Below are 26,449 nucleotides of genomic sequence, written 5' to 3'. Positions count from 1 at the left end.
TAATTACTTTTCAATAGAAAAGAAAAAAGGATGCACTAGCCGCGAAACTAAACATCCTCCTCATGATCAGGATAGCAGGAAACTATCACATTTAATAATATCAAAAATACAAAATTTCATGAAGCATATAATTTCAGCGTGCTTTTTTTTATTCAGCTGGGGAGTGTTTTCTCAAAACGTAACCGTAACTGTTGATAAATCAGTAACACTAAAAGAATTCTTTAAGCAAATTGAAAGTCAGAGTGATTTCAAATTTGCGCATACAGACCAAATCAATACCAATCAAAAGTATTTTACCGAAACAAAGACTTATAAAAGTATCAGCGTAAAAGAATTGGTTAATGAACTTAATAAAAGTGCAGCGGTTCAGTTTTCTATCGTTGGCAATAATATTTTTGTAAAGCAAAAAGTAACCAAGGCACCTAAAAAAAAAAATAAGCTGAGCGGTCAGGTTTTCGACGAGAACAAGCAGCCGGTTATTGGAGCAAATATTTTCATAAAAGAACTTTCTACCGGTGCTACAACAGATGCGGACGGGAAATTCTCGATAACACTGGACAAAGGAAATTACACCGTATTGATCAGTTATTTGGGCTTGAAAAACAACGAAAAACAAATTGTTGTTTCTGACGATTCCAAAATCAATTTTTATATGGATTCAGACAGTCATGAGCTGGAGCAGGTAGTCGTAACCACCAATAAGGCAGTGGATGTTAAAAATACTCAAATGAGTGTAAACAAACTTTCGATGGCCGAGATCAAACGAATTCCTGTAGCCATGGGAGAAGCCGATCCATTAAAATCGATATTAACATTACCCGGAGTGACCAACGCCGGAGAACTTTCGTCTGGTTTTAATGTTCGTGGTGGTGCAGCCGATCAAAATCTGATTTTGGTAGATGGCGGTCCGGTTTATGCTGATTCTCATATGTTTGGTTTTTTCTCGATTTTTAATCCTGATATTGTGAATGGATTAGATTTATACAAAGGAGGAATTCCTTCTAAATATGGAGGACGAGTTTCTTCTGTTCTGGATATCACACAGCAAACCGGGGATTTTGAAAAGTACAAAGTTAACGGAGGTATTGGTTTAATCTCGAGCCGCTTGTTGGTGCAGGGACCTATTCAAAAAGAAAAAGGATCTTTTATCATTGCAGGACGTGCTTCGTATGCCCATTTATTCATGAAACTTGCTGATAGTAAGAATTCCGTGATGTTTTATGATTTAAATGCGAAGTTCAATTATCGTTTAGGAGCCAACAATACACTGTCTTTTTCAGGGTATTTTGGAAACGACCTTTTTAATCTGAATAATCTTTTTAATAGTACTTACGGAAATACAATGGGTATTTTAAGCTGGAAGCATAAGTTTTCTGAGAATTTAAATACCAACTTGTCCGTTTACTTTAGTGATTATAAGTTTAATCTGGATCTGGATAGAGAAGGTTTTAAATGGAACAATAATATTCAGACTTATGGGCTTAAATATGGCTGGAGTCAGACTGTATCAGAAAAATTAAAATTGAATTACGGAATAGAAGGGCAGTATTACGATTTTAATCCCGGAACCGTAAAGCCTACCAATACAACTTCGCAGTTTAATTACAAACAGTTGGATAAAAAGTATGCTTTTGAGTCTTCTGTTTATCTGGACTTTGAGCATCAGCTTACAGAGAAACTGAACCTTCGATACGGGCTTCGTTACAGTATGTTTTACCGTTTAGGAGGGGAAGAAATCAATACCTATGAAGATGGAAAAGCAGTAGTTTACAATCCGTTGTATAAAATTTACGAAGAAGGAACTCCAACGGGGAGTATCACTTATAAAAAAGGCGCAACCATCAGTAAGTTTGATAATTTCGAACCGCGTGCTGCAGTATCGTATGCTTTTAATGAGACTACTTCGGTAAAAGCGAGTTACAACCGAATGGCACAGTACATTCATATGTTGTCGAATACGCAGTTTCCTTTGCCAACCACGATTTGGACACCAAGCGGTCCTTTTACAAAACCGCAACTTTTGGATCAGTTTGCCGTAGGTTATTTTCAGAACTTTAAAGATAATGAATACTCTTTCGAAGGAGAGTTGTTCTACAAAAAAATCAAAAACCGTATTGATTATATAGACGGAGCCGATATTTTGGCCAATAACAATATAGAACAGGTGATTTTGAATGGTAAAGCAAGATCTTATGGTATGGAATTAATGTTGCGAAAAAATACGGGAGCATTAACCGGTTGGGTTTCTTATACCTTATCCAGAGCTGAACAAAAAACACCTGGAAGAACACCGGAAGAACCAGGAGTTGCAAATGGTAAATGGTACTTATCAGGCTACGATAAACTGCACAATTTGAGTGTTGTGGGGAATTATGAATACAATAAAAAATGGTCTTTTAATGCCAATTTCAGTTTGCAGTCAGGCCAGCCAGTAACCTATGCCAATGGGTATTATGAGTTTGGAGGTATTAATGTTCCAAACTTCTCCTTAAGAAATGAAAACAGATTGCCACTTTTCCACCATCTGGATCTGGCAGCAACTTATACGCCAAAGCCGGATAAAAAGAAAGGATGGCAGAGTTACTGGGTATTTAGTCTTTATAATGTTTACAACCGAAAAAATGCAGCTGCGATGACTTTTGCAACAAATGAAGACACAGGGATGAATGAGACTAAAAGGCTTTCTATTTTTGGAGTAGTACCGGGAGTTTCTTATAATTTTAAATTTTAATGAATATGCAAAGGATTGATATAAAAACGATAAAGAAGAATACAATAGCTATTTTAGGTTTTGTTTTGGTACTGTTTTTCTCCTCTTGTGATGATGTGGTAAAACTTGATTTAGAAACCGGAGAAACGAGAATCGTAGTAGACGCCGAGATTATCTGGAAAAAAGGAACGTCCGGTAGTGAACAGGTGATCAAGGTGAGTAAAACAGCTCCTTATTACAACGATAAAACTCCAAAAGTCTCAGGAGCTAAAGTAAAAGTGACCAATAGCAAAGGAGATGTCTTTACTTTTAATGAAACAGGACCAGGACTTTATGTATGTACTAATTTTGTACCTGTTATCAACATGGATTATGTGCTTTCTGTAGAAGCAGAAGGGCAAACTTTTACGGCTGCCGAAAAGTTAATTTCAGTAGCACCTATTGATAGAATAGAACAGAAACGCGTTCCCGATGTAGCCGGAGACGATCTGTATGAGATATCATTTTATTTTAAAGACCCGGCGGATCAGGCCAATTTTTATCTTACAGATTATAAAAGTGATGTTTTTCGTCTTCCTTCATACACGCTGTTAGATGATGAATTGTTTAATGGAAATGAAATATATCCAAGATTCTCACATCCCGATTTGAAACCGGGAAAAAGTCTTTCGGTTATAAATAGAGGTATTTCTAAGAATTTTTACAACTATATGAGTTTGATTTTAGAGATATATGGAGGAAGTCCTTTTTCTATTCCTCCCGGAAATATAAGAGGTAATATTGTAAACACGACAAATGCCAATAATTTTGCTTTTGGTTATTTCAGGCTTTGTGAAGCAGATACCTTTTCCTATACCGTACAAGAGAACGATAATATTGTCTATCCGGGAAAGTAAAAATTTTAATTGAAGGTTGATTTGTGACTACATCTGGCATATAAATAGTTATGTCAGATGTTTTTTTATACAGTAATTTTAGGTTATAAAAAAAGGACTTTAATAAAATCCTTTTTTTAAAATCCGATAAAAGTGTAGCTGTTTTAATTAAGATTTGGATGAATCAAGAAGTTGCTGAATTACTTTCTTTTAAAACGCATCATCGGAACATCGTTAAGCAATAAGTTTAGTTTGCCTTCTTTATCAATAGAATAAGAGGTGATTTTTCGGATCATTTCAGTAAAAGTCTGCTCACCGCCGCCTTCGCAAAACATCATCGTGGTAGGTCCCTGTTCGCCAAAGCTGATGGTTTTCCCCTTTAAAGTATAAGGAGCACTGTACCCATTACAGCCCGCATTTCCAAAAACCTGACCGGTATTCTGGTCAAATTTGATAAAAGGTTTTTTGTTGGGATACAAACCCTCAAAAGCAATTCTTGGACCCGAAATATATTCCAGCTCCCAGGTAGTGTCAAAAAGAGCAGTATTTTTTGTAGTATCCTTTGTAGCGTTACAGGAAGTAAAAAATAGAGCAATTGCAGCAAGCAGTAGTGTTACGTAGTTTTTCATATGTTTTTTTGAGATAAAATTAACAAGTTTCAGGTTATGATAATCATTTTTAGGATAGAACTTAGTTTAAAAAATTAAAGCTTTATCAAACAGCAATATTTTGAAAAAACATTCGGAATCATGATTGTATTTTAAAAAGCAAAACACAAATCAGGAATATTGAATTTACCTTGCCTGTTAAACTTTTCTTGGATCTCCTTTTAAATAAGTTTTGCTAAATTTAAAATATTCGGTTGAAGTTCTTTCTCCTGCTTTCCCGTCAATTCTAATAACACTTCCTGCACTATTAAGAAGTTTTTGAAGCTCGACAGCTTCGTTTGTAACCTTTCCGGAATAATACATCGTTTTGTTTCCCTGCGCTATGATTTGTTCTACAATATGCGTGTTGGGCAGTGTAATTAGGTGCTGTTCCATCATACGGCGAAGTAGAACAGCGGCACCACATTGTTTGGAGACCGCATTGGGATCATATTTGCCGTCCTGAACATATTTGCCTTTAGTGTACTGATTGGAATAACTCCATAAATAAGGTGAGTTAATTCCCTGCTTGTAATATCCCAATCCGTTAAATAATTCAAGTCGGTATAGAATTCCGGCAATGCTCCAGTCTGTCCATGAATTTAACTTGTCGTAAATCAAGGCATCATTTGCGCTCACTTCCCAGGTAAAAGGAGGATTTCCTGCTTTCGGACGGCCTGCAGGAACGTTAACCGTACGCTTAGTAAGCGGGTCGCCATTGTGCAAATGAGTAGTAAAGTTCAGACTTCCTTCCATACAATGTATAATAGAAATCATGTACCAGGGAATATTTAAAGGATCACCAACAGATTGATACCTGCTTTTGTTTGAAACTATTTTAGCGACCAATGCATCAATTTCAGGATATCTGGCTTCTTTTATGATGCAGGATGCAAACAACTTTTCGTAATTGCTTTTTTTGTCAGGGGGTACTGTTGTTGCCATAATTATAGTTGGTTAGAGTTGAGTTCGATTCAACGGATTAGTTGGATTTAGATAGTATAAAGTTAGCTAAAAAACACTATTTTTGTTTTAACATGTTTAAAAACAGGTGTTTATACTTGTTTTCCGAAAAGTGGCCGGGATTATTTTTGATAAAAAAGGAAGAGAAACATTTGCAATTGAAAAAAGAAACGGATATCGAACGTTGATAGAAGGTATTGCGTCGTTTTTTATAAGAGTACAAAAGGGGTGAAAGTTATAAATTTAGAGTTAAAGCCATCAGAAACAAAAAACAAGTCTGTTTCATTTTTCAGAAAACAGAAAAGTTTTAAGTTAATGCAATCGTAACCCTTTCAAAAGGATTTACTTAGAGTATTCGCAACATTTTTTGATAAAAACTAAGAAGTAAAAAACAATTTTACGTTGATTTTTATAGATTTGTAGAATCAATATATGCCCAAAAATGGATTGGGATTAATTATAAAATACTAAGACAATGAAAGCGGTTACTTCACTATTTTTATTTTTAATATTTGCCTGTTCAAATTCTTATTCACAGTTAAGCTCAGATAAAATATTCGAAAGTTTTAAACAGGGAGAACGGACCAATTGTTCGTCGATTGCCTTTATTAAAGCCTCTTTAAATGTCTACGGATTAGACAATCTTTTTGTAAACGAAAAGACAGGTGAAAACACTCATAGAATCACCTTAAAAAATAATGCGTCATTCAATCTGCAAGAAGACGAAATCAGTAAAGCTAAAGTATCAGCCGGTTTTATCTATATTAAGGACAATCCCGAAAGTGAAAAAATTACCGATTATGCGATACTGACCTATGCCGTAATGGCAAAATACAAACAAATTATTGATAAGGTCGATACTTTTGATAAAGCATTAGAAGATTTAGAAGATGGTTCCGTATATACTCCTACCATTTACAAATATTTAGGATTCAAAGAAGGTAAACAAGTATTAAAGTTAAAACGACAATCCGGAAGCGAATATTGCGGAGTTGTGGCGTGGTCTACTGCACATGCGGTTTTTGTTTGTGAAGATTTCATGGACTATTATGGCAATAAAAAAAGCATCTGGATCAAGTATCCGGGACGTTTTAGAGTCATTAAATCCTAAGCAGACGCAAAGATTTATTGCGAAATATGGGCATTTCCATCAAAAAACGAACAAGCATTAAATTCCGGAAATGTGCTCTCCAGTACCTCAGAATTGTCTTATAGATTGACATAAAATAAAATGTTAATTTTTTTTAAAAAAAAGGAATCATTAAAGTTGCGGCTTAAGTTAATTTGTATACTTTTGTGTTCCTCAAACAACCAATTACATTAGTAAAATGAAAAGTAAAATAATTCTAGTAAGTTTCTTTTTCTTTTTTGCAACTGGAGCTATTTCAGCACAGGCAAAAAATGCTCCAAGAAGTATAATCAGTACAACAGCAATTATCCGCAAATACCATGATCAAAAAGAATTGAGCGGTATGCAAAAAGGGGAGCTTTTGGAATTATACATCGAGCGTATTAAAGTTTTAGTAAAAACACTTCCTTATATCGCTTTGGTTACTAAACCAGGTGTTACTATGGCAGACTTAGGTATTCCGGACGATAGTGAGCACAAAAAAGTGTTAGACGGTCAGGCAGAAGGAACAACAGTATTTTTAGATACTACTGTAGAGTTTCAAAGAAAAATGATGCCTTACTCAGATAAAGGAAATTTAATTGCTGCAATTTTATTCTACGAAAGCACATTGAAATCATTACATGAGTTCAACGATATCATGAACTAAGAATAGCAGGATCTTATTCCTATAAAAAATAGAAACCTCCAAAGTCATTTGATTTTGGAGGTTTTTTTGTTTTTACAATATAAAAACGGGTATTAATACGGGTAGGCAATCACCATAAATTAGGTTACTTTGATTGTACAAGTTATTAACGCTAAAAAAAGTTTATCATGTTAAAACGTAAAAACCCTGATGAAGAAGGGAATTTAAATCAGCTGACCACTGGTTTTGCTCAACAGGCAAATGAGGCCATATTCGAAGCACTTCAGGAAGAGAATGGTGTATTGGATAAATTGATGTCCGGATATCAAAAAGTTCTGATTGAAGATCCGATCAGACCTTTTTATGAAGAAGACCTTCAAAAAATTGTAAAAAATGTAGATTATGGTATTTTACAGGTATTAGAAGGTACCTGGGTGAGCTACAATAATAACAGTGACAATCAGAGCCAGAAAAAACTCATTGGCAGCGGTATACATACTACCATCATGCCTTCGCCGGGAACTAACGCAGGAACCATTCCCGGAAAATACAGTTTTGAGTGCGAAGAATACATCGAAAAACTTACTTTTAATCTGGTACCGGGTGGCGTTCGAAACCGTGGCGGTGCAAACGAGCAATTTTGCGGAGCAGTGAAGTACGAACAAAGCATTAAAAGTGTAAACCGTGTAAATGGTCAGGACGCTTTGCAATACACCCCAATTCACGAGGAGAACGGGATGTACTTGTGGCTGAGTGATGTCTTTAACTATGCGGCAACAGAAAAAACGATTAGTGAAGACCGTGGTATTCATGCCATATCACCCAACAATCCAAATAAAGATTTATACAAAAGCGGTTATCAGGATGAAACCCTGTTTTTAATCAAGGACGATCAGGGAAACAAAGAATATGTAACGCTGGAAAACTTAAACGGAAGAAAATATTACGAGATTATTGCTTCAAAAGAACTTAAAGCGGGAGCGGGGCAGACCGGACCTTATTTTATACCCGATTATTCTATTTCGAGAAGTGGTGTAATTCCGCACGGAAGTACAATTACATTGCTGGGAGATTTAAAGCCAAATAAATCAGGTTATTTGATTAATGGTGCTCCACAGTACCCGGAAGGGTTTGCGGCCTGGGACTATAAACATCTTGCTATTTCGCAAACAATGGGAGGAGCAGATGCCAGCAATGAGCCTATAAATCTGGATGCACCTCCACCACCTTGGGTATTTGAGACATTGGATGATAAAAACGATGAACGTGAAAATAAAATCTATACTCAGCGAATATTAGCCCATCATTTATATCCTTATTCGGTACGGCCTGATTTACGTCTTCGTGATACGCTTAAAAGTGATGTGGTAAAAAACCATGTAGTGATCGAGATGTCCTCTAAAAATAAAACCGGAGCACAGGGAGGGATATTAAATGTTCCGTTTGTCAATCGTTTTGTTCCTACGGTCGAAATGAACATGAGAATGTGGATTGAAACTGTTGTCGAAAACAAAAAAGAAATTCTTCAGTTGCAATACGAACAGGTCATATTTTTCGAGTTTGATTTCGGAGATGATGGCGGTACTACGAGTTGGCCACACATACAAGTCAATACACTGCGTAAAATGGAAGATGTATCACCTGATCAGAAACGATTAATAGAAGAACAATTCCCGGGAACTTATAAAATGGGATCCTCCGGGGAGGCTTCCAGCTGTCCGCATCATAAAGAGTAAATTTATGTAAATTTCAACAAGCAGTAAATAATTTAAGAGATAGTGTAGTGCTGTAGAGCGTTACGGTTTAAAAAGTGCAATGATTTTTGATCATTGCACTTTTTTTGTGGGATAAAAAGACCTTAAAGCGCTATAAAATTTTCCTGTTGTTTAGAATTTAGTAGTTAACACGTAAAATTTTTCTTGTTAGATCACCGAGTGTTACCTAAATGTAGCTATTTGGTACATTATGCTGCCAGTTGTTGATTTTGCTGGTAATAGTTTATTTTATTGTGATAATTTTTGAATAAATATTAATGGAATGTGGAAAGCCGTAAAGATTGTAATAGATAGTGTATTAGTTTTGGCCCCGCAATACAATTTTCGAAAAGACTAAACCAGCATATTTTATGAAAAAACGTTACCTGTTACTTTTTTTGATCTTCCCCTTCTTTATGCATTCTCAGGACATCCTTTGGGAAAAATCATATGGAGGGCAGCATGCCGATTATTTGTTTGACGCACAGCCCACAGCCGATTATGGTTTTATTCTGGCAGGCAGCTCTTTGTCTAATAAAACCGGAAATAAAGACGATGACAATCATGGGGATCTGGATTATTGGATCTGGAAAATGAGTGAAAAAGGAGAGCTGGTCTGGCAAAAAAGTATAGGCGGAAGCGGATTTGATTTGCTTCAGAGTATTAAAAATACAAAAGACGGAGGCTTCATTTTGGCAGGAACTTCAGATTCGGGGAGAGGTTTTCAAAAGAATGAAAAATGCAAAGGCCTTACTGATTTTTGGGTCATCAAATTAGATGCTTCGGGTAGCGAACAATGGCAAAGAACTATTGGCGGTAAAGGAAAAGACGAACTCTTATGTGCTTTTCAAACTAGAGACGGAGGCTATATGTTAGGAGGCTCCTCAAGTTCGGATTATTCCGGGAATGCACTCGCTGCTACAAACGGAATGCCTAAACCCACCACAAAAGCAGATCAGTTTAATAAATTAGAGAAATGCCGTGGTAACATGGACTACTGGATTGTTAAACTGGACAAACAAGGAGATGTCGAATGGCAAAAGACCTATGGAGGAGCCTATACCGATGTGCTGAGAAGCATGGAACAAACCTCAGATAACGGCTATATTTTGGCAGGCTATTCTAATTCTCCTGTTTCAGGTGACAAAACTGAGAACAACAAAGGAGTCGGAGATTACTGGGTACTTAAAATAACAGATACCGGTGAAATTCAATGGCAAAATACTTATGGAGCCGAAGGAGACGATCAGCCTTATGTCATTCATCAGACTGCCGATGGCGGTTATATTGCCGGAGGAAATTCCAACAGTAAAAATGCTCTGACCACTATGGGCGGTATAGTTGGGAATGGAACCGATTATTGGATTCTGAAACTCGATAAAGACGGAGGCGTTGTATGGAGTAAAACCTATGATTTCGGAAAAACAGACATCCTCACTTCTCTGGTAGAAAACAACGACCAAAGTTATCTCATAGGCGGTTATGCGCAAAGCGAAAGCAGGCGTCCTCGCGAAGGGATTGTGGCCAAAGCACTTAACGCTGTCAGTAAAGAAAAAGAAGGCATCAACGATTACATCGCGATGAAAATTGACGATAAAGGAGAAGAAATCTGGAACAAAACTGTAGGCAGTGCCGGCGAAGATATTCTCAGGAAGTTAATCGAGACCAGAGACGGAGGGTATCTGATGGCAGGAACCTCAAATTCGGCTGCCTCAAGAGATAAAAACGGCAGTATGGGAGGCAATGATTTTTGGGTAGTAAAGCTCAAAGACAAAACCAAAGTGGAAAAAGTAAAATCCAGCATTGAGGCTATTCCTAATCCTGCTTCAAGCTATACCAACATCATCATTGGCTATGATTTTAAAGAAGGTACTGCCACTCTGATCGACATCACCGGACGTACTTTACAGGAGTTCGATATTAGTAGCAGAACCGTGCCGGTTAATTTGAGCGGATACTCAGAAGGAATCTATATTATCAAAGTCAGAACAGATGTGAAAACAGAATCTGTAAAAGTGATTAAATCAATAAAATAAGTTAAAATAAAAGATGTACAATTTAAAAATAAAATGCTGTCTGTTTTTTTTGCTCTTTTCATTCAAAATATTTGCACAAAATAATGCTCAGTCTGCGCCACAAATTATACCCCCTTCACCAACCGCTTATGAATTGGGCAGGTACGGTCAGGCCGATGTAGGAACCTTTACCGGTACTCCCAACATAAGTGTACCCCTATACACTTACAAAACTAAAAATATTGCAATTCCTATTAGTTTGAATTATAATTCAAACGGTATACAGGTAGACCAGATGGAGACCAATGTGGGTCTGGGATGGAATCTGAATACCGGAGGAATTATCAACCGAATAGTGAGAGGGAAGGATGACGATGAACGAACAGCTTCCATTTCTGAAGATATGTATTGTTCTGATAACTTTTTTGCCTACATAGAGAATAACCAGTTTAATGATACACAGCCTGATATGTACTCCTATAATTTTCAGGGACAATCCGGACAGTTTGTTTTTGACAATAACGGTAAAGCAGTGTTAGTTTCACAGAATAATTTAAAGATTGAAAAACTGGGAACCAGTATTAAATCCGGTTTTAAGATAACAACAGAGGACGGAGTTGAGTATCAATTTACCAGTACAGAATATAGTACATGGGAAAACGTAGAAGCTCCGCAGACTGTTGCTACAGGATGGTATCTGACTAAAATCATTCATCCCGAAGGTGATGTCGTTAACTTTACCTATAAAGATTCTAATTATAGTTTTATCTCCAACATTAGTGAGTCATTTGGAATAAAAATTAGTGAAGGGTTAAATTGTTTAAGTCACCCTTTTCAGGGTACATCAAATCGGAGTGAAAACCATTTGAATGTGATGGGAAAAACAATAGAAAGCATCAGTAGTACTGAATCTCAGTATGGCAGCGTGTCTTTTCAATTAAAAGGGAATCCGAACCTGATAGGGAATTTTTTAATAGAAGGAATTCAGGTCTTTGATGCAGGAAAACTAAATGTAATTGAAAAAGCGGATTTTAAATATCTTTTTACAGTCGATAAAAGGATTTTTCTGACAGAATGTATTTTTAAAGATCCTTCAAAGAAGTATGGTTTTGAATATGATGATCCTAATGGTCTGGTTGCCCGCTTGTCCGATCAGAGAGACTTGTGGGGATACTACAACGGTAAATCGGGCACTTATCCCGATGCTGTTATTCATAAAAATCTTTATCCACAAACTGATCTTGTAAAAAATGCGCTTATGGGGAGATCATATGGAGATAAACGCCCTTATGTGGAATTTGCTAAAAAGGGAATATTAAAAAGAGTGGTATACCCTACTAAAGGCTACAATGATTTTGAATACGAAGCTAATTCTGTTTGGGGAACCGTCATAAGTGATTGTGAAATTGAACTAAAAAATATCCCGTTTTATAACCCGCTTTATGATCGGGAGCAAAAAACAGGAGAATTTGTTTTTGAAAGTAAAGCAGATCATGAGACCGAAATACTGGCAAGAGTTTTCTATAATGATTATGAATTCACGGAGGGTACATTTCCGGTGGGAGAATTATGGCTTACTGTTAAAGTTGAAAATTTAACTAACCCACAGCTTAGTTCTTTACCGATTACTGCTGATGAGCATAATAAACCTAAAAAATTGCCCTATACGTTTCTTAAAAACAATACCTATAAAATATCTGTTACATTCTCTCCTGATGCTAAAACCACAGGACAGGTGAATTTTACCTACTGTAAAGGCGGCGGAGTGGAATCTAAAGCCAACATTCCTGTAGCAGGATTAAGAATTGCAAAAATTACCAGTTTCGATACGGCATCTAACAAAGCCGATGTTAAACATTATTATTATGGTAAAAAAGAAAGCCGTTTTACTTCAACCGGAGTAGAAGGGATTCCGATAAACTTGACAAGCTTTAGTGAACAGAGGGCATTTTGTGATAAAAATACAGGCCTTCCAAATTATTGGAATATTGAGACATGGGCTAAATTTATAAATATTAATGCCAACAGTATTTATCCTTTGTATCGATCAATGGGAAACAGTTCTACCACTTATGAATATGTAACAGTGAGCCACGGAGGGCCAAATTTTGAAAATGGAGGTGAAGAATTTCAGTACTATATCTCTGCGGATGTTCCTCCTTATCTGTGCCTTGACAGTTATTTGACTTCTGCTCCCTGGGTAAATCTGAGCTGGAAAAATGGTTTGCTGCATATAAAAAAGGTTTTCAATAAAAACTTAGATGATTTAAACATAGTTGAAAACCAATATAAACTCGAGGATCAATACACGCGTAAAATACCCGGAGTGGCTACTGAGATCAAATACAATGCGTTATATCATTTGACTAGTCCAAATTATAAAAATATTGAACATTTGAACATCAGTAAGTATACGACCAATTCGTACTGGTTTTATCTGGAATCTGAATCAAATACCCAATATGATGTGAAGGGCTCAAATCCCGTAACTACCATAACGACATATAAATTCAATAATCCATCTCATTTAAAATTAAGTTCACAAAGCACTACAGTTTCTAAACAAGAGGTAGCGGATACTAAAGCGACTACTGAGATCAAATATTTTTATCCTTCAGATCCTGAAATGGTATCAGAACCCTTCAGAAATGAGTTAATGGCTAAGAATATGATTGGAAAAGTTCTGGATACACAAGTTTTTAAACAAGAGGTTAAACTATCCGAACAAAAGACAGTTTATGACAAAAGCGCAGCAACAAGTAATTTATTGTTGCCAAGATCTGTTTACGCAAATAAGGGAGCATCTTCTATTGATTTGAGTTTAGATAAAAAAATAACCTATGATCAGTATGATGACAAAGGAAATATTCTACAATATACTTTAGAGAGCGGTATACCGGTATCGATTATTTGGGGATATAATAAAACACAGCCTATTGCCAAAATCGAAAATGTGGCGTACAACCTGATTCCGTCCGGAACAATAGCAAGTTTGCAAACACTCTCTAATGCCGATATTGACAATTGTTTGTCAGATAATTGTACAGAACAAAAATTAAGAGAGGGATTAAAGACACTTAGAAGTTCATTGCCAAATGCTTTTATTTCGTCCTACACTTATAATCCACTGGTTGGTGTAACCAGTGTAACAGATCCAAAAGGAATTCCTTCATACTATGAATACGATTCCTTTGGCAGATTAAAATTTGTAAAAGACCAGGATTTAAATATACTACAAAAATATTGTTACAATTATAAAGGGCAGCAGACGGATTGCAGCGATAATACTTCAACGAGTGATTACCTCTATAAAAGTGTGGCCAGAAGTGGATCGTTTAGAAAAGATAATTGCAGTTTGGGAGGAGTGGGATCAGATGTTCCGTATAGTCTTGCTGCAGGTGCTGTAACATCGACTGTTTCACAGGAAGATGCTGATGCAAATGCATTATTGAAGTTTAATAGTGAAGGACGTGCCAATGCCAATGCTAAAGGAGACTGTACATTTAAGAGCGCAGCCATAGCGCCTAAGGCTTTCCAAAAAAGTAATTGTACAGTTGGCGGCTTGGGTTCTTATGTAAATTACAGTTTACCTGTAGGAGCAGTAACGTTAATTAATACATCACAGGCTGATGTTGATAGTAAAGCGTGGACTAAGTTTCAAGACGAAGGTAAGGCCAATGCGAATGCTAAAGGCGACTGTACATTTCAGAGCGCAGCCATAGCGCCTCAGGCTTTCCAAAAAAATAATTGTACAGTTGGCGGCTTGGGTTCTTATGTAAATTACAGTTTACCTGTAGGAGCAGTAACGTTAATTAATGCATCACAGGCTGATGTTGATGGTAAAGCGTGGACTAAGTTTCAAGATGAAGGTAGAGCCAATGCCAATGCTAAAGGCGACTGTACATTTCAGAGTGCAGCTATAGCGCCTCAGGCTTTCCAAAAAAGTAATTGTACAGTTGGCGGCTTGGGTTCTTATGTAAATTACAGTTTACCTGTAGGAGCAGTGACGTTAATTAATACATCACAGGCTGATGTTGATGGAAAGGCGTGGACTAAGTTTCAAGATGAAGGTAAGGCGAATGCTAATGCTTATGGAGATTGTGCATTTCTAAGCGCAGCTATAACTGCTCAGTCTTTTCAGAAAAGCGATTGTTCGTTTGGAGGAATAGGTTCTTATGTAAATTACAGTTTGCCTGCGGGAGCAGTGACTTTATATAATACATCACAGGCGGATGTTGATGGTAAGGCGTGGACTAAATTTCAAGACGAAGGTAAGGCCAATGCCAATGCAGGTGGATATTGCACTTACAGAAGCAGGGCTTTAAGCGGTTCTTTCCAGAAAGCCCCTTGTGTTAGTGGGGCTATTGGTACCTATGTAGGGTATGCTTTATCTGAAGGAGCAGTACTATCAAACACCTCTCAGGCTCATGCGGATAGTGAGGCTTTGACAAAACTCAACGCAGAAGGAAAAGCCAATGCTAATGCCAATGGTCAATGTTTGTTTTATAATGTTTATACCCAACGATCTATAAGAAGATCGTATTGTCCTCCGGGGATGAATGGAACAGTAGTGATCTATAGTGTTCCTGCACAGAAATACAGTTCGCAATACTCTCAGTCCGATGCAGATCGACAAGCCGAAGAAGAGATTGACAGACACGGACAAGGTTATGCCGATCGAAATGGAGAATGTAATGAAGGTGCTATAGAAGAACAATAAAACAAACAGCTATTAATGACAGGTGTATAAGGTTAATTAAAAAGACAATCAGATTAATCGCTACACGTATAAATATTGAACTCAAATTACCAATCCGAATTGTAATTTTTTGTTTTACTATTTAGTCTGTAAAAAAAATAATAAGGATGATAAATTTTCAAACCATAAAATGTATTAATATGAAAAAATATTTGTTCATATTGGTATTGTTGTCATTGACAAGTTGGAGCGTAAAAGCCCAGACCCTCAGCGATGATAACTTTGTATACACACTTGCTCCCAAAAAACCGGTTAAGGCGGCAAAACTAAATACGCTAACCAAAGACGAATTAAGTCAGAATGTGACTTATTTTGACGGACTGGGCCGTCCGATACAAACCATTGCCATTAGTCAGGGAACAGCCGGAAAAGACATCATAACCGCTATGGAATATGATGGTTTTGGGCGACAAGCTAAAGAATATCTGCCTTATGCAGCTGCCAATGGGAGTAGCAGTTATCCCAGAATTGATGCAACTACAGCCATAACTACTTTAAACGGAATTTACGGTACCAGCAAATACGACAATACTGCAAACCCTTTTTCTGAAAAGTCGTTTGAACGTTCCCCTTTGAACCGCGTAGTCAAACAAGCCGCACCGGGAGCTTCATGGGGTTTAGGGAGCGGTCATGAAATAAAAATGGATTACGGAACCAATACTTATGTGGATGCTGTAAAATCATACAAAGCCACTGCAACCTGGGAAGCCAGTCAGGGCTTATATCAAATCAGTTTTTCAGACTTAGGAACCTATCCTGATAAGGAGTTGTACAAAACAATAACTTACGACGAGAATACGACTGCAAATCCAGGTGAATCTTCCGGATCAACCGTTGAATTTAAAAACAAAGAAGGGCAAGTCATTTTAAAAAGAACCTATGAGTCAGGAAACCGACACGATACCTATTATGTTTATGATGTATATGGCAATTTGACTTATGTACTGCCGCCAAAAGTATCGGGTACAGTTAGTGACGAGGTTTTAAACGGTTTGTGTTACCAGTACAAATACGACAACCACAATCGTTTGGTAGAGAAAAAATTGCCCGGAAAACAATGGGAGTATATAGTCTATGACAAACTAGATCGTCCCGTCGCAACAGGACCTGCTTTTTCGCCTTTTAAAGACGAAACGGCCGAAGGCTGGCTGATTACCAAATACGATGCTTTTAGCAGACCCATTTATACGGGCTGGAGTAGTCTGCCTGCAGGTTCGGCCAATAGAAAAACATTGCAGGACGAACAGAATACCGCTGTCGTTTTGTTTGAAACCAAACAGACCTCAGGAACCATAGACAATATTTCAGTATATTACAGTAACGCTATTGCACCAACTAGTTTTAAGCTCTTGACCGTAACGTATTACGATGACTATGCTTATCCCAATGCTCCCGCCAAACCTACAACTATTGAAGGGCAACCCGTTTTAGATAACGTTAAAGGTCTGGTAACCGGAAGCTGGACAAGAGCTCTGACTACGGCATCAGCTACATTGGGAGAAACTGCCACCACTTTTTACGACAGTAAAGCCAGAGCCATAAGTACCCGAATCCAAAATCATCTGGGAGGTTATACCAATACTAACAGTAGTTTAGATTTTACAGGAAAGTCACTCTATACGGTTACCAAACACAAACGTATTTCGGGAGACACAGAACTAATCATAAAAGAAGAATTTACCTATTCGCCACAAGATCGTTTGCTAACCCATACCCACCAAATCAACGGCGGAACCGTTGAAGTTTTGGCAAACAATACTTATGATGATTTGGGACAATTGAGTGTAAAAGATGTGGGGAACAGCGCCGCAAATCCTCTACAGAAAGTACAGTATACCTACAACATCAGAGGCTGGCTCACCGGAATCAATAAGGTGGAAAATCTGCAGCAAGACACCGACCCGTTAGATCTGTTTGCCTTTAAGATTAATTATGACAAACAACCGGGCAACTCGCAAGTACAGGCCTTGTATAATGGAAATATTTCAGAAACCTACTGGAAAACCGGAACAGATCTTGCCAAGCGCTCTTATGGCTATCAGTACGATAATCTGAATCGCCTGACCAGTGCAATTTACAGTAAACCCAATGACGCCATTCCGGTTTCAGGAGCGTATAACGAAAGTTTAAGTTACGATAAAAATGGAAACATTACCTCCCTACAACGTTATGGAGACAGTGATGCACCTTCGATTGTTTTCCAAATTGATGATTTGAGTTATGGTTATTTGGATCAAAACTCGAATCAACTTACTAAAGTAACTGACGGTCCTGCCGGAAATGATAACAAAGGCTTTAAAGACGCAAATAAAACGGGGGATGATTTTACGTACGATCTTAACGGCAATATGATTGCCGACAAAAACAAAAACATCACCACAATACAATACAACCAACTCAATTTACCCAAGAAAATTGCATTTGGAACCAATGGCACAATTGAGTACATTTACAACGCAACGGGGCAGAAACTGGAGAAAATTGTAAAAGAAACCAGCGGTATTACTCATACGGATTATCTGACAGGTTTTCAATACAAGTATAATGAGGGCCAGGGCGATCAGGGTGGTGGTAATGAAGGCGAAGGCGATCCTCCTGCACCGGATGATCCGGGGAATACAGATCCCCCTATTGATGGATATGATCCTGTTCCAAAAGATCCCCCAGCAGAAACCAGTCGTTTTGGTGGTTTTACAGCACAGTCGGCAAGTCAGGCTGTTCCGTCAAGACCTACGCTAGAATTTTTCCCAACGGCAGAAGGGTATTACGATGACATATATAAAAAGTATGTCTATCAGTATAAAGATCATTTAGGAAATGTTCGGGTTAGTTATGCTAAAAATCCAGTTACCCAAGTTCTTGAAATTATTGAAGAAAATAATTATTATCCTTTTGGTTTAAAACACACGGGGTATAATGATTATGTAGCTGGTAATAATAAGTATAAGTACAATGGCAAAGAGCTTCAAGACGAGCTATCACTGAATTTGTACGACTATGGGATGAGGAATTATGACCCAGCATTAGGACGTTGGATGAACGTTGACCCGTTGGCAGAATTGTCAAGAAAATTTAGTCCTTATACATATGCTCTTAATAATCCTGTTTACTTTATTGACCCAGATGGAATGAAAGCTGAAGCTGGGCAATCAGGTAATTATTATGATTGGGATGAAAAAACATATAAAAATAAAGATTCAGGAGAAACGGTAGACGCAGAAACAGCTATTGCTAGTCATATGGATGACAATGGTGAACCTCCTGTTAATTTTTTCAAAGTTGAGAATTCAAAATTTTATAACGTTTTTAAACAGAAAAACAATGGAAATTATCAAACAGGTGATGGTATTTTTGATGTTTATGGACACGGAGGGATAAATGAATTAGGAAATAGTTTTTTTGCTGATTCTAAAAATAAAGATATTCCTAAATGGTTAGATAATGCTGAACAATTTGACGAACGTATGTCACAAGTTAGTCCAGCGTACAAGAAGAAGATGGAGATGGGTAAGTTAGCTATTTTTACATTAAATCTTTTTATATGTCAATCTGCGGGAGGAAATCTATCGATGGCACAGAGATTATCAGAGGCTCATCCTTTAGCTACTATCGTTGGTTTTGATGGATGGGTAATGTATGGACAAGATAACTATGCAAAAGATGCAAAAAATGTAAATTATTTTATAAAAGGAGTAAGTTCGGATATTAAAGTAAATCTAGCAGACAGAAATAGAGTTGTTTATCAAAATGGTAAAGAAGTAAGCAGAATGCTTTACAGTGAATACTTAAAATTAAATCCAATAATAAGATGAAAATAAAAGAATTTGTAGTTGTGGTGTTTTTTATAATTTGTGCAAGTTGTAATGATAAAAAAACAAATCAAGCAGAAATTAAAAAGGATGATGATGTTTCAACTGGTAGCGTTTACAGCGATGAGTATAATAATAAAGAAAAGACAGATAAATTACTTAATAAAATAGTGCATGAAGGAGACACAACGGCATATAATAACTTAGCTGAAATATATTTTTTAAGTGGACATAGATTGAGTTTTTTATATGTATCAATTTTAATGGCAAATAAACATAAGTATAGTCAAGCATATTATGATGTTTACAATTGTTTGTATAATCTAAATTCTAAAAATGATAATAATGAAGAATGGATATTCAATGAAAATACTGATACAGAAACAATCAAATATGCTCTCGATTGTTTAAAAAAAGCTGAAAAAGGCGGAGTTCCCGAAGCAAAAAAAATTTTGAAATTTTATAGAGATAAAGAACTATATAAAATAAAATAAGATGGGAATTTATCTGATGTGCTGATAAAAAAGAATATTAAATTTCATTTATAACAAATAAGCGTGGATCCTGCGGAGCAGGATTAACTCCCAGCTGCGCAAAGTGTAGCTGCTGTGCGAATGTCTCTGACTTCGCACCGACAAAGATAATCGGCAAAGAATAAAAAGAAAGCCTCGCTATCAGCGAGGTTTTTTTGTGTTTAAAAGCTTTGCTAAGTGTGCTTGTTTTTTCTGCATAAATACTCCCCTCCCTCCGAAGAGTTCCTTATGAACCGCTGAGCGAACGTCTCCTGACTTCGCACCCGCAATCTAAGTCAATCAAAAAGGGTAATGTTACAGATTAGGTGTTTTTAGAATATAACCACGTAACGAACTGAAGAAGAATGTGAAATTTTAATTTTTGAATAGAAAAAGAGACGATCGGTTGGTCGTCTCTTTCGTTTTTTGTCTTTTAATAAGCCTTAAAATGCTTTTATCTTACCTTAGTGTTTCAAATTAGGTCATGAAAATAAATGTAATTCCCTATCTTTCTAAACGTTCTTACGGTTATCCTGATCCTTCTGTAGATGATACAGATCCTGCTCCAACAGAGAGTAGTCGTTTTAGTACGATGGCAAGTCAGGTTGTTCCGTAAAGGCCTACTTTGCAGTTTTTTTCAACGGCAGAAGGGTATTATGATTATATAAGTAAAAAGTATGTCTACCAGTATAAGGATCATTTAGGAAATGTTCGGGTTAGTTATGCTAAAAATCCGGTTACCCAAGTTCTTGAAATTCTCGAAGAAAGTAATTATTATCCTTTTGGTTTAAAACACACGAGGTATAATGATTATGTAGCTAGTAATAATAAGTATAAGTACAATGGCAAAGAACTCCAAGACGAATTGGGGCTCAACATGTATGATTATCATGCTAGAAATTATGACCCAGCAATTGGTTGTTGGATGAACATTGACCCATTGGCAGAACATTATCCTAACAAGACACCTTATCATTACTGTTCAAATAGTCCAATAAATAGAATAGACCCAACAGGAATGTGTGACGACCCTAATTGTCCTCACGGAGCAATTAGAAGAGGATGGGATGCTATTGGTAGATTTTTTGGAGGGGCTTGGGGGCATAGTAAATCGAATACTACTGCAAAAAAAGAGAATGTTAAAGCTGGGCCAATTCAAGAAGTAGACCCACAGTCTCCTGAAGAACAGGAAAAGTATGCGCAAGATATTAGAAATTTAAATGATAATTTTGGTGGAATCATTGAAGGAATGATATACTTTATTACTTTAACTGGAGGAGGAGAAGTTTCCGAAGGAAGTACTGTAGTAAAGGAAAGTCAAATTACCAAATCATCTTTAACTATAGAAGCAGGAGGAGTTTTTAGTGAAAGTGAAGTCGCAGCTGCTAAATTTATGGAGGGTCAAGGTAATAATGTTGTATTAAGGATACCTCAAGGGACAAGGGCTGGAGGTGGAACTTCTGATTTATTAGTAAATGGTGTTGCATATGATGTATATACACCAACGACTAATAATGTTAACAGGATCATTTCTTCAATGGCATCAAAAAATTCTCAAACAACGGGAATTGTTTTAGATTTGTCCAAAACAAATGTAGAGGCTTCTCAACTTAGTAATGCTTTACAAAGAGTTCGTGGAACTGGGGCTACTAATATAACTGATATCAGAATAATTCCAAAATAATAAAATATGCCAAAAATTAAATGTGTTTGTGGAAATATAATAGGATTAGGAGAAATTCCTAGTCCTAATCAATACTTAATGATTTCAGATGTTTTGTTTGATAAATTTCAAGGGTATGTTGACGCAGAAGAAATTTATAAAGAAATGAAATTAGTTGTTCATTGCAAAGAATGTCAGAGGCTCCATATTTACTGTAACGGATTTGATAAAGATGCTATTATTTATCAAATTTGTCAGTAGTGGGGGTAATGAGTAATACATGAGATATGTTGATCGTCAGTTTTTCTCCTACTGGAGCGAGAGTCGTGCTCGTGAACGCAAAAAGAATTTGGTAATATTACAGATTAGGTGTTTTTATAAAATAACGATGTAACAAACTGAAAAAGAATATAAAATTTTAATTCTTGAATAGAAAAAGAGACCACTGGTTGGTTGTCTCTTTCGTTTTTTTGTCTTTTAATAAGTCTTAAAATGCTTTTACTTTAACTTAGTGTTTCAAATTAGGCCATGAAAATAAAATGTAATTCCCTATCTTTCTAAACGTTCTTACGGTTATCCTGATCCTCCTGTAAATGATACAGATCCTGTTCCAACAGAGAGTAGTCGTTTTAGTACGATGAGAAGTCAGGCTGTTCCATCAAGACCTACGTTGCAGTTTTTCCCTACGGCAGAAGGGTATTATGATGACATATATAAAAAGTATGTGTACCAATACAAAGATCATTTAGGGAATGTTAGGGTTAGTTATGCTAAAAACCCGGTTACCCAAGTTCTTGAAATTATTGAAGAGAATAATTATTATCCTTTTGGTTTAAAACACGCGGGATATAATGATTATGTTGCTACTAATAACAAGTACAAATACAATGGAAAGGAACTGCAGGACGAGCTGGGGCTTGGAGTTTATGACTATGGATTTAGAAATTTTGATCCTGCACTTGGTAGATGGATGAACATTGACCCGCTGGCTGAGCTCTATGTAGGAATAACACCATATTCCTATACATTTAATAATCCTGTTAGATTTATTGACCCTGATGGCCGATACGTTGATGATTCATATATTTATCAAAAATATACTAGTGGGAAAAATAAAGGAGAGTATAAAAATCCTAATTTAGTTAAAGCATGGGAGGTTTTTGCTAATTCAAAAACAGGAATAGCATTTCTATCTAATTTTGCAAGAGAAAATCAAGTCATTGCTGGTCATGAATATAAAGAAAGTGGAAAATATGATAAAAATAATACAGACTTGAATTTTGGAAGTATGGATCCTGGCGAAACTGCAAGCGGACAGACCTCTCATAAAAAAGACGGAAATCATCTTCAATTGACGATTCTTTTAGATGAAAAAAGTTCCAATAAAACAAATTTTGAAGCTATTGGTTACGAAATCGATAATATAGCACATGAGGCTTTTATTCATGTTGAAAGTTATGCAGACGATTTTCTTGATGGTAAGTTAGATTTATCTAATATTAGACCAGAATATATTACTTCAATTAATCAACAAATTAAAAAAGATCCTGCAAAAAGACGAGCCAATACAACTAGTGTTCTGCAACATTGGATGGGTCAAGATAAAAAAACATTAGAGAAAAATACTTTTCCAATTTTGAAGCAATTTTATGAAAATGCTGGTATTAAAAAAAGCGATAAGGATATTAATAAAATAATTAACACATACAGAGATTAATAAGATGAAATTAAATATTATTTTAGTTTGCTTGCTATTATTTAGTTGCAAACCAGAACAGATTAAAACTTATGATTTAGATTTAACTATTAAGTACGATGCCTTTTTGAATTCTTTTAAAATTGATAATAAAGGTAATGCAATAATTTTAATTAACGAAATTGGACAACAGCCAGAGGTCTGTCAAGCTACTTTTAGTAAATCAGAAATGAATTTTATTAATAAATCGATACAAAATATAAATTTCACAAAATGTGACTCAATTGAAAATGATTATGCAGATGGTACACGTTATGTATTAATTTTGACAGATCAAGTAACAAAAAAAAATACTATAATATTAAAAGACAATTGTGAACAACAAAAACCATTAAATGACTTAGTTTTTTACATTTCACGAACCTTTGATAAGAAGAAAAAAGAAGATTATTATAAAAGTATTAGTGGTTTAGTTTTTGTAAAACCTGATCTTTCTAATGTTACAGATTAGGTAGATGTTCGGTAGTGTTTCAAAGTTAGTGATATGAGATTTTGAAACACTAACCTTTTGAAATTGAACAAATTTTAGAAATAAATAATTTAAAGATGAGCAGTAATGCTCATCTTTTTTGTTTTAATATTGGGTAATGTATCAGATGTGTTGATGGTTAATTATTGCATCTAAAATTTACAGATTATCAATGGTTTGTATTAATATCGTATAACAATTAAAACAGTCTTCGGGCTGTTTTTTTATTCTATAATGCCTTAAATCGAAAAAAATAGCGTCAAACCAGACTAGGTGTTACAGATGTGTTGGTGAAGTTAACATTATTGAAAATCTACAGCAAGATACAGACCCGTTGGATTTGTTTGCTTTTAATATTAATTATGATACACAACCAGGCAACTCTCAGGTACAGGCCTTGTATAATGGAAACATCTCAGAAACCACCTGGAAAACAGCAACTGATCTTTCTAAACGTTCTTACGGTTATCTCTATGATAAGCTAAATCGTCTGACTAGTGCAATTTACAGTAAACCCAATGACGCCATTCCGGTTTCAGGAGCCTATAACGAAAGTTTAAGTTACGATAAAAACGGAAACATTACCTCCCTGCAACGTTATGGAGATAGTGATGCTCCGTCTATCGTTTTCCAGACCGATGATTTGACTTACAGTTATTTGGATCAAAACTCGAACCGTTTGACTAAAGTAACCGACGGTCCTGCCGGAAATGACAACAAAGGCTTTAAAGACGGAAACAAAACAGATGATGATTTTACTTATGATGCCAATGGAAACATGATCACGGATAAAAATAAAAACATTACCGCAATACAATACAACCAGCTCAATTTACCTAAGAAAATTACATTTGGAACAAATGGCACGATTGAGTATATTTACAACGCAGCGGGTCAAAAACTGGAGAAAATTGTGAAAGAGACTAGTGGTATTACTCATACTGATTATCTGAAAGGTTTTCAGTATAAGTATAGTGAGGGACAGAGCGATCAGGGAGGTGGAGATCAAGGTGGAGGCGATGAAGGCGGTGGAGATCCTCCTACACCAGAAGATCCAAATGATCCTAAAAATCCACCTATTTATACTCCGGATCCTGTAAAAGATCCTCCGGCAGAAGCCAGTCGTTTTAGTACCTTTGCAGCGCAGTCTGTTCCGTCAAGGCCTACTTTGCAGTTTTTTCCAACGGCAGAAGGCTATTATGATTATATAAGTAAAAAGTATGTCTACCAGTATAAAGATCATTTAGGAAATGTTCGGGTTAGTTATGCTAAAAACTCGGTTACCCAAGTTTTTGAAATTATTGAAGAGAATAATTATTATCCTTTTGGTTTAAAACACACGGGGTATAATGATTATGTAGCTAGTAATAATAAGTTCAAGTACAACGGAAAGGAGCTTCAAGATGAGCTGGAACTTAACATGTACGACTATGGATGGAGAAATTACGACTCTGCTTTAGGGCGTTGGATAAACATTGATAATATGGCGGAAAAATTTATTTCACTATCACCATATCATTATGCAGGAAATAATCCTGTATTGTATTTAGATGTTGATGGTAATGAGTTTACAGAAAGTGCTTGGAAATGGGTTAATAAATTAATTAAAGATATAAATTCAAGACAAGAAAATAATAATAATAGTATTGCGGATTATAAAGCTAAAATTGCTGCAGGAGGGAGCGACAGACAAATAGCGAGATGGAATAAAAATATCAATTCCCTTACGGCTAATAATGCAGAATTAGAAACGACAAGAGGAGAAACAGCAACTTTAGCAGTTTCTAGTCAAGTGTATAACGTAATAGAAGACTCTAACGGTACTCAGTCAGATGGATTAGGAAATTCATCCACAACTAATAGTACAAGTTTTAATTTTAAAAACGGGAATATAGATATTTCTGTTTCAAGCGGAACCTCTATAGGTTTATTCGCACATGAATTAAAACATGCGTATCAGTTTGAAACTGGAAGTTACAGTATAGGTCCTGCATTATCTGGAGTTCCATATAAAAATTTATTTTACGATAAAAATGATGAAGTTGAAACCTACCAGAGGGGTGCGCTTTTTGGAGATAGAAATAATTACAGCATTAATAACTTACCTGCGGAATATTCGGGAATTGCTACTGGCCCATATAATTTTAATAATGTACGAGAAACTAGTAGCACATTAGGTACACCAAATCAACAGCAAAATTTGCAGAGTCTTGCCAATAGAATTGGACATGCCTTCAGAATTAATGGAAAAACATATTACAAAAAAAGATGATGAAAAACACACTAATATTTTTATTTTTCGGTTTATTTGTTGGTTGTTCACCTATAAAAACAAATACTTATTTTAGCACTTGTGTACTTTATGGAGCTCCTGAAGTTAGTTTGAAACTCAATTTAGATAAAAGTTTTATTTATAATTTTAGATATTCGGATAGAGCAATAATAGGAAAATGGAAAATGAACTCCGATACTTTAATTTTGACTTGTGACCTTTGGACTGAATCTATAGATAGTTTAAGTCCAAAAATTAAAACTTCTGATATGTATGGGGTAGATAAATATTTGGTAAAAGGCAGTAAACTTTTTATTATAAATAGGGATGGACGAAGCAAGAATTGTTATTTAAAAAGTACGAATAGGTAATAATAGTCAGATTTTATAAAAGTTAATCCAGACGTTTCACCTTCTCAAATATTATATCAAGCAGAATCAATACTTTCTAAAATATGGATTAGAGCATTCTCGTTATGTTTCTTATAA

18 protein-coding genes are annotated in these 26,449 nt (G+C 36.0%); 16 read left to right on the top strand and 2 right to left on the bottom strand.

Translation table 11 applies throughout. The features are described from left to right. Positions 1–118: 118 nt before the first annotated feature. Together M4I44_RS16955 and M4I44_RS16950 are read left to right on the top strand one after the other, a co-directional pair. A complete protein-coding gene (locus M4I44_RS16955) occupies positions 119–2,731 on the top strand; it encodes a TonB-dependent receptor (protein ID WP_249965488.1) in 2,613 nt (870 codons plus the stop codon). A 5-nt stretch (positions 2,732–2,736) separates the two neighbouring features. Next, positions 2,737–3,606, top strand: coding sequence for a DUF4249 domain-containing protein (locus M4I44_RS16950; protein ID WP_249965487.1), 870 nt, complete (start codon positions 2,737–2,739; stop codon positions 3,604–3,606). A 179-nt stretch (positions 3,607–3,785) separates the two neighbouring features. Here the strand turns inward: M4I44_RS16950 and M4I44_RS16945 are convergent, their stop codons facing one another. Together M4I44_RS16945 and M4I44_RS16940 are read right to left on the bottom strand one after the other, a co-directional pair. After that, on the bottom strand, positions 3,786–4,214 hold the full coding sequence (locus M4I44_RS16945; protein ID WP_202703069.1) for an META domain-containing protein: 429 nt from the start codon (positions 4,212–4,214) through the stop codon (positions 3,786–3,788). 177 nt (positions 4,215–4,391) lie between these two features. Then, positions 4,392–5,177, bottom strand: a complete 786-nt coding sequence (locus M4I44_RS16940; protein WP_249965486.1) for a hypothetical protein — start codon at positions 5,175–5,177, stop codon at positions 4,392–4,394. 493 nt (positions 5,178–5,670) lie between these two features. Here M4I44_RS16940 and M4I44_RS16935 point away from each other — a divergent pair, with 493 nt between their 5' ends. The 14 genes from M4I44_RS16935 (at position 5,671) to M4I44_RS16875 (ending at position 26,332) form a co-directional block, all read left to right on the top strand. Next, a complete protein-coding gene (locus M4I44_RS16935; protein WP_089076175.1) occupies positions 5,671–6,306 on the top strand; it encodes a hypothetical protein in 636 nt (211 codons plus the stop codon). Between the two features lie 217 nt (positions 6,307–6,523). Next, positions 6,524–6,973 carry a hypothetical protein gene (locus M4I44_RS16930; protein ID WP_017495730.1) on the top strand — a complete coding sequence of 150 codons (450 nt, stop codon included), beginning with the start codon at positions 6,524–6,526 and terminating at the stop codon, positions 6,971–6,973. Positions 6,974–7,140: 167 nt separating this feature from the next. Then, positions 7,141–8,688: a peroxidase, FMP-type gene (locus tag M4I44_RS16925; protein ID WP_249965485.1), complete on the top strand. Its 1,548-nt coding sequence runs from the start codon at positions 7,141–7,143 to the stop codon at positions 8,686–8,688. Positions 8,689–9,077: 389 nt separating this feature from the next. After that, entirely contained in the window at positions 9,078–10,742 is a 1,665-nt protein-coding gene (locus M4I44_RS16920) for a T9SS type A sorting domain-containing protein (protein WP_249965484.1), read from the top strand. Between the two features lie 13 nt (positions 10,743–10,755). Continuing rightward, a complete protein-coding gene (locus tag M4I44_RS16915; RefSeq protein ID WP_249965483.1) occupies positions 10,756–15,441 on the top strand; it encodes a DUF5977 domain-containing protein in 4,686 nt (1,561 codons plus the stop codon). Between the two features lie 179 nt (positions 15,442–15,620). Then, entirely contained in the window at positions 15,621–19,292 is a 3,672-nt protein-coding gene (locus M4I44_RS16910; protein WP_249965482.1) for a DUF6443 domain-containing protein, read from the top strand. Further along, on the top strand, positions 19,289–19,783 hold the full coding sequence (locus M4I44_RS16905) for a hypothetical protein (protein WP_017496787.1): 495 nt from the start codon (positions 19,289–19,291) through the stop codon (positions 19,781–19,783). Before M4I44_RS16910 ends, M4I44_RS16905 begins: the two co-directional genes overlap by 4 nt. 502 nt (positions 19,784–20,285) lie before the next feature. Then, the gene (locus M4I44_RS22535; RefSeq protein ID WP_256472280.1) at positions 20,286–20,417 is read left to right on the top strand and encodes a hypothetical protein; all 132 of its coding nucleotides are present in this window, start codon (positions 20,286–20,288) and stop codon (positions 20,415–20,417) included. Positions 20,418–20,426: 9 nt separating this feature from the next. Beyond that, entirely contained in the window at positions 20,427–21,485 is a 1,059-nt protein-coding gene (locus tag M4I44_RS16900; protein ID WP_249965481.1) for an RHS repeat-associated core domain-containing protein, read from the top strand. A gap of 6 nt (positions 21,486–21,491) precedes the next feature. Further along, on the top strand, positions 21,492–21,725 hold the full coding sequence (locus M4I44_RS16895; protein WP_089076179.1) for a hypothetical protein: 234 nt from the start codon (positions 21,492–21,494) through the stop codon (positions 21,723–21,725). Between the two features lie 376 nt (positions 21,726–22,101). Beyond that, positions 22,102–23,181 (top strand): RHS repeat domain-containing protein, encoded by a 1,080-nt coding sequence (locus tag M4I44_RS22625; protein WP_371922981.1) that lies wholly within the window; start codon positions 22,102–22,104, stop codon positions 23,179–23,181. A gap of 4 nt (positions 23,182–23,185) precedes the next feature. After that, entirely contained in the window at positions 23,186–23,671 is a 486-nt protein-coding gene (locus tag M4I44_RS16885) for a hypothetical protein (RefSeq protein WP_249965480.1), read from the top strand. A gap of 358 nt (positions 23,672–24,029) precedes the next feature. Then, positions 24,030–25,961, top strand: a complete 1,932-nt coding sequence (locus M4I44_RS16880; protein WP_371922980.1) for an RHS repeat domain-containing protein — start codon at positions 24,030–24,032, stop codon at positions 25,959–25,961. Further along, on the top strand, positions 25,958–26,332 hold the full coding sequence (locus M4I44_RS16875; protein WP_249965479.1) for a hypothetical protein: 375 nt from the start codon (positions 25,958–25,960) through the stop codon (positions 26,330–26,332). The genes M4I44_RS16880 and M4I44_RS16875 overlap by 4 nt, the downstream gene beginning before the upstream one ends. The last annotated feature ends 117 nt before the right edge of the window (positions 26,333–26,449 follow it).

The sequence above is a fragment of the Flavobacterium sp. B183 genome, from assembly GCF_023539155.1.
Classification (GTDB): Bacteria; Bacteroidota; Bacteroidia; order Flavobacteriales; family Flavobacteriaceae; genus Flavobacterium; species Flavobacterium tructae.
The sequence above is the reverse complement of the archived record's forward strand: the minus strand, read 5'-3'. Positions and strand labels throughout refer to the sequence as shown.

Coding starts and splice junctions, on each gene's coding strand:
- M4I44_RS16955 (WP_249965488.1), top strand. CDS start 119: ATGAAGCATATAATTTCAGCGTGCTTTTTTTTATTCAGCTGGGGAGTG.
- M4I44_RS16950 (WP_249965487.1), top strand. CDS start 2,737: ATGCAAAGGATTGATATAAAAACGATAAAGAAGAATACAATAGCTATT.
- M4I44_RS16945 (WP_202703069.1), bottom strand. CDS start 4,214: ATGAAAAACTACGTAACACTACTGCTTGCTGCAATTGCTCTATTTTTT.
- M4I44_RS16940 (WP_249965486.1), bottom strand. CDS start 5,177: ATGGCAACAACAGTACCCCCTGACAAAAAAAGCAATTACGAAAAGTTG.
- M4I44_RS16935 (WP_089076175.1), top strand. CDS start 5,671: ATGAAAGCGGTTACTTCACTATTTTTATTTTTAATATTTGCCTGTTCA.
- M4I44_RS16930 (WP_017495730.1), top strand. CDS start 6,524: ATGAAAAGTAAAATAATTCTAGTAAGTTTCTTTTTCTTTTTTGCAACT.
- M4I44_RS16925 (WP_249965485.1), top strand. CDS start 7,141: ATGTTAAAACGTAAAAACCCTGATGAAGAAGGGAATTTAAATCAGCTG.
- M4I44_RS16920 (WP_249965484.1), top strand. CDS start 9,078: ATGAAAAAACGTTACCTGTTACTTTTTTTGATCTTCCCCTTCTTTATG.
- M4I44_RS16915 (WP_249965483.1), top strand. CDS start 10,756: ATGTACAATTTAAAAATAAAATGCTGTCTGTTTTTTTTGCTCTTTTCA.
- M4I44_RS16910 (WP_249965482.1), top strand. CDS start 15,621: ATGAAAAAATATTTGTTCATATTGGTATTGTTGTCATTGACAAGTTGG.
- M4I44_RS16905 (WP_017496787.1), top strand. CDS start 19,289: ATGAAAATAAAAGAATTTGTAGTTGTGGTGTTTTTTATAATTTGTGCA.
- M4I44_RS22535 (WP_256472280.1), top strand. CDS start 20,286: ATGAAAATAAATGTAATTCCCTATCTTTCTAAACGTTCTTACGGTTAT.
- M4I44_RS16895 (WP_089076179.1), top strand. CDS start 21,492: ATGCCAAAAATTAAATGTGTTTGTGGAAATATAATAGGATTAGGAGAA.
- M4I44_RS22625 (WP_371922981.1), top strand. CDS start 22,102: ATGAGAAGTCAGGCTGTTCCATCAAGACCTACGTTGCAGTTTTTCCCT.
- M4I44_RS16885 (WP_249965480.1), top strand. CDS start 23,186: ATGAAATTAAATATTATTTTAGTTTGCTTGCTATTATTTAGTTGCAAA.
- M4I44_RS16875 (WP_249965479.1), top strand. CDS start 25,958: ATGATGAAAAACACACTAATATTTTTATTTTTCGGTTTATTTGTTGGT.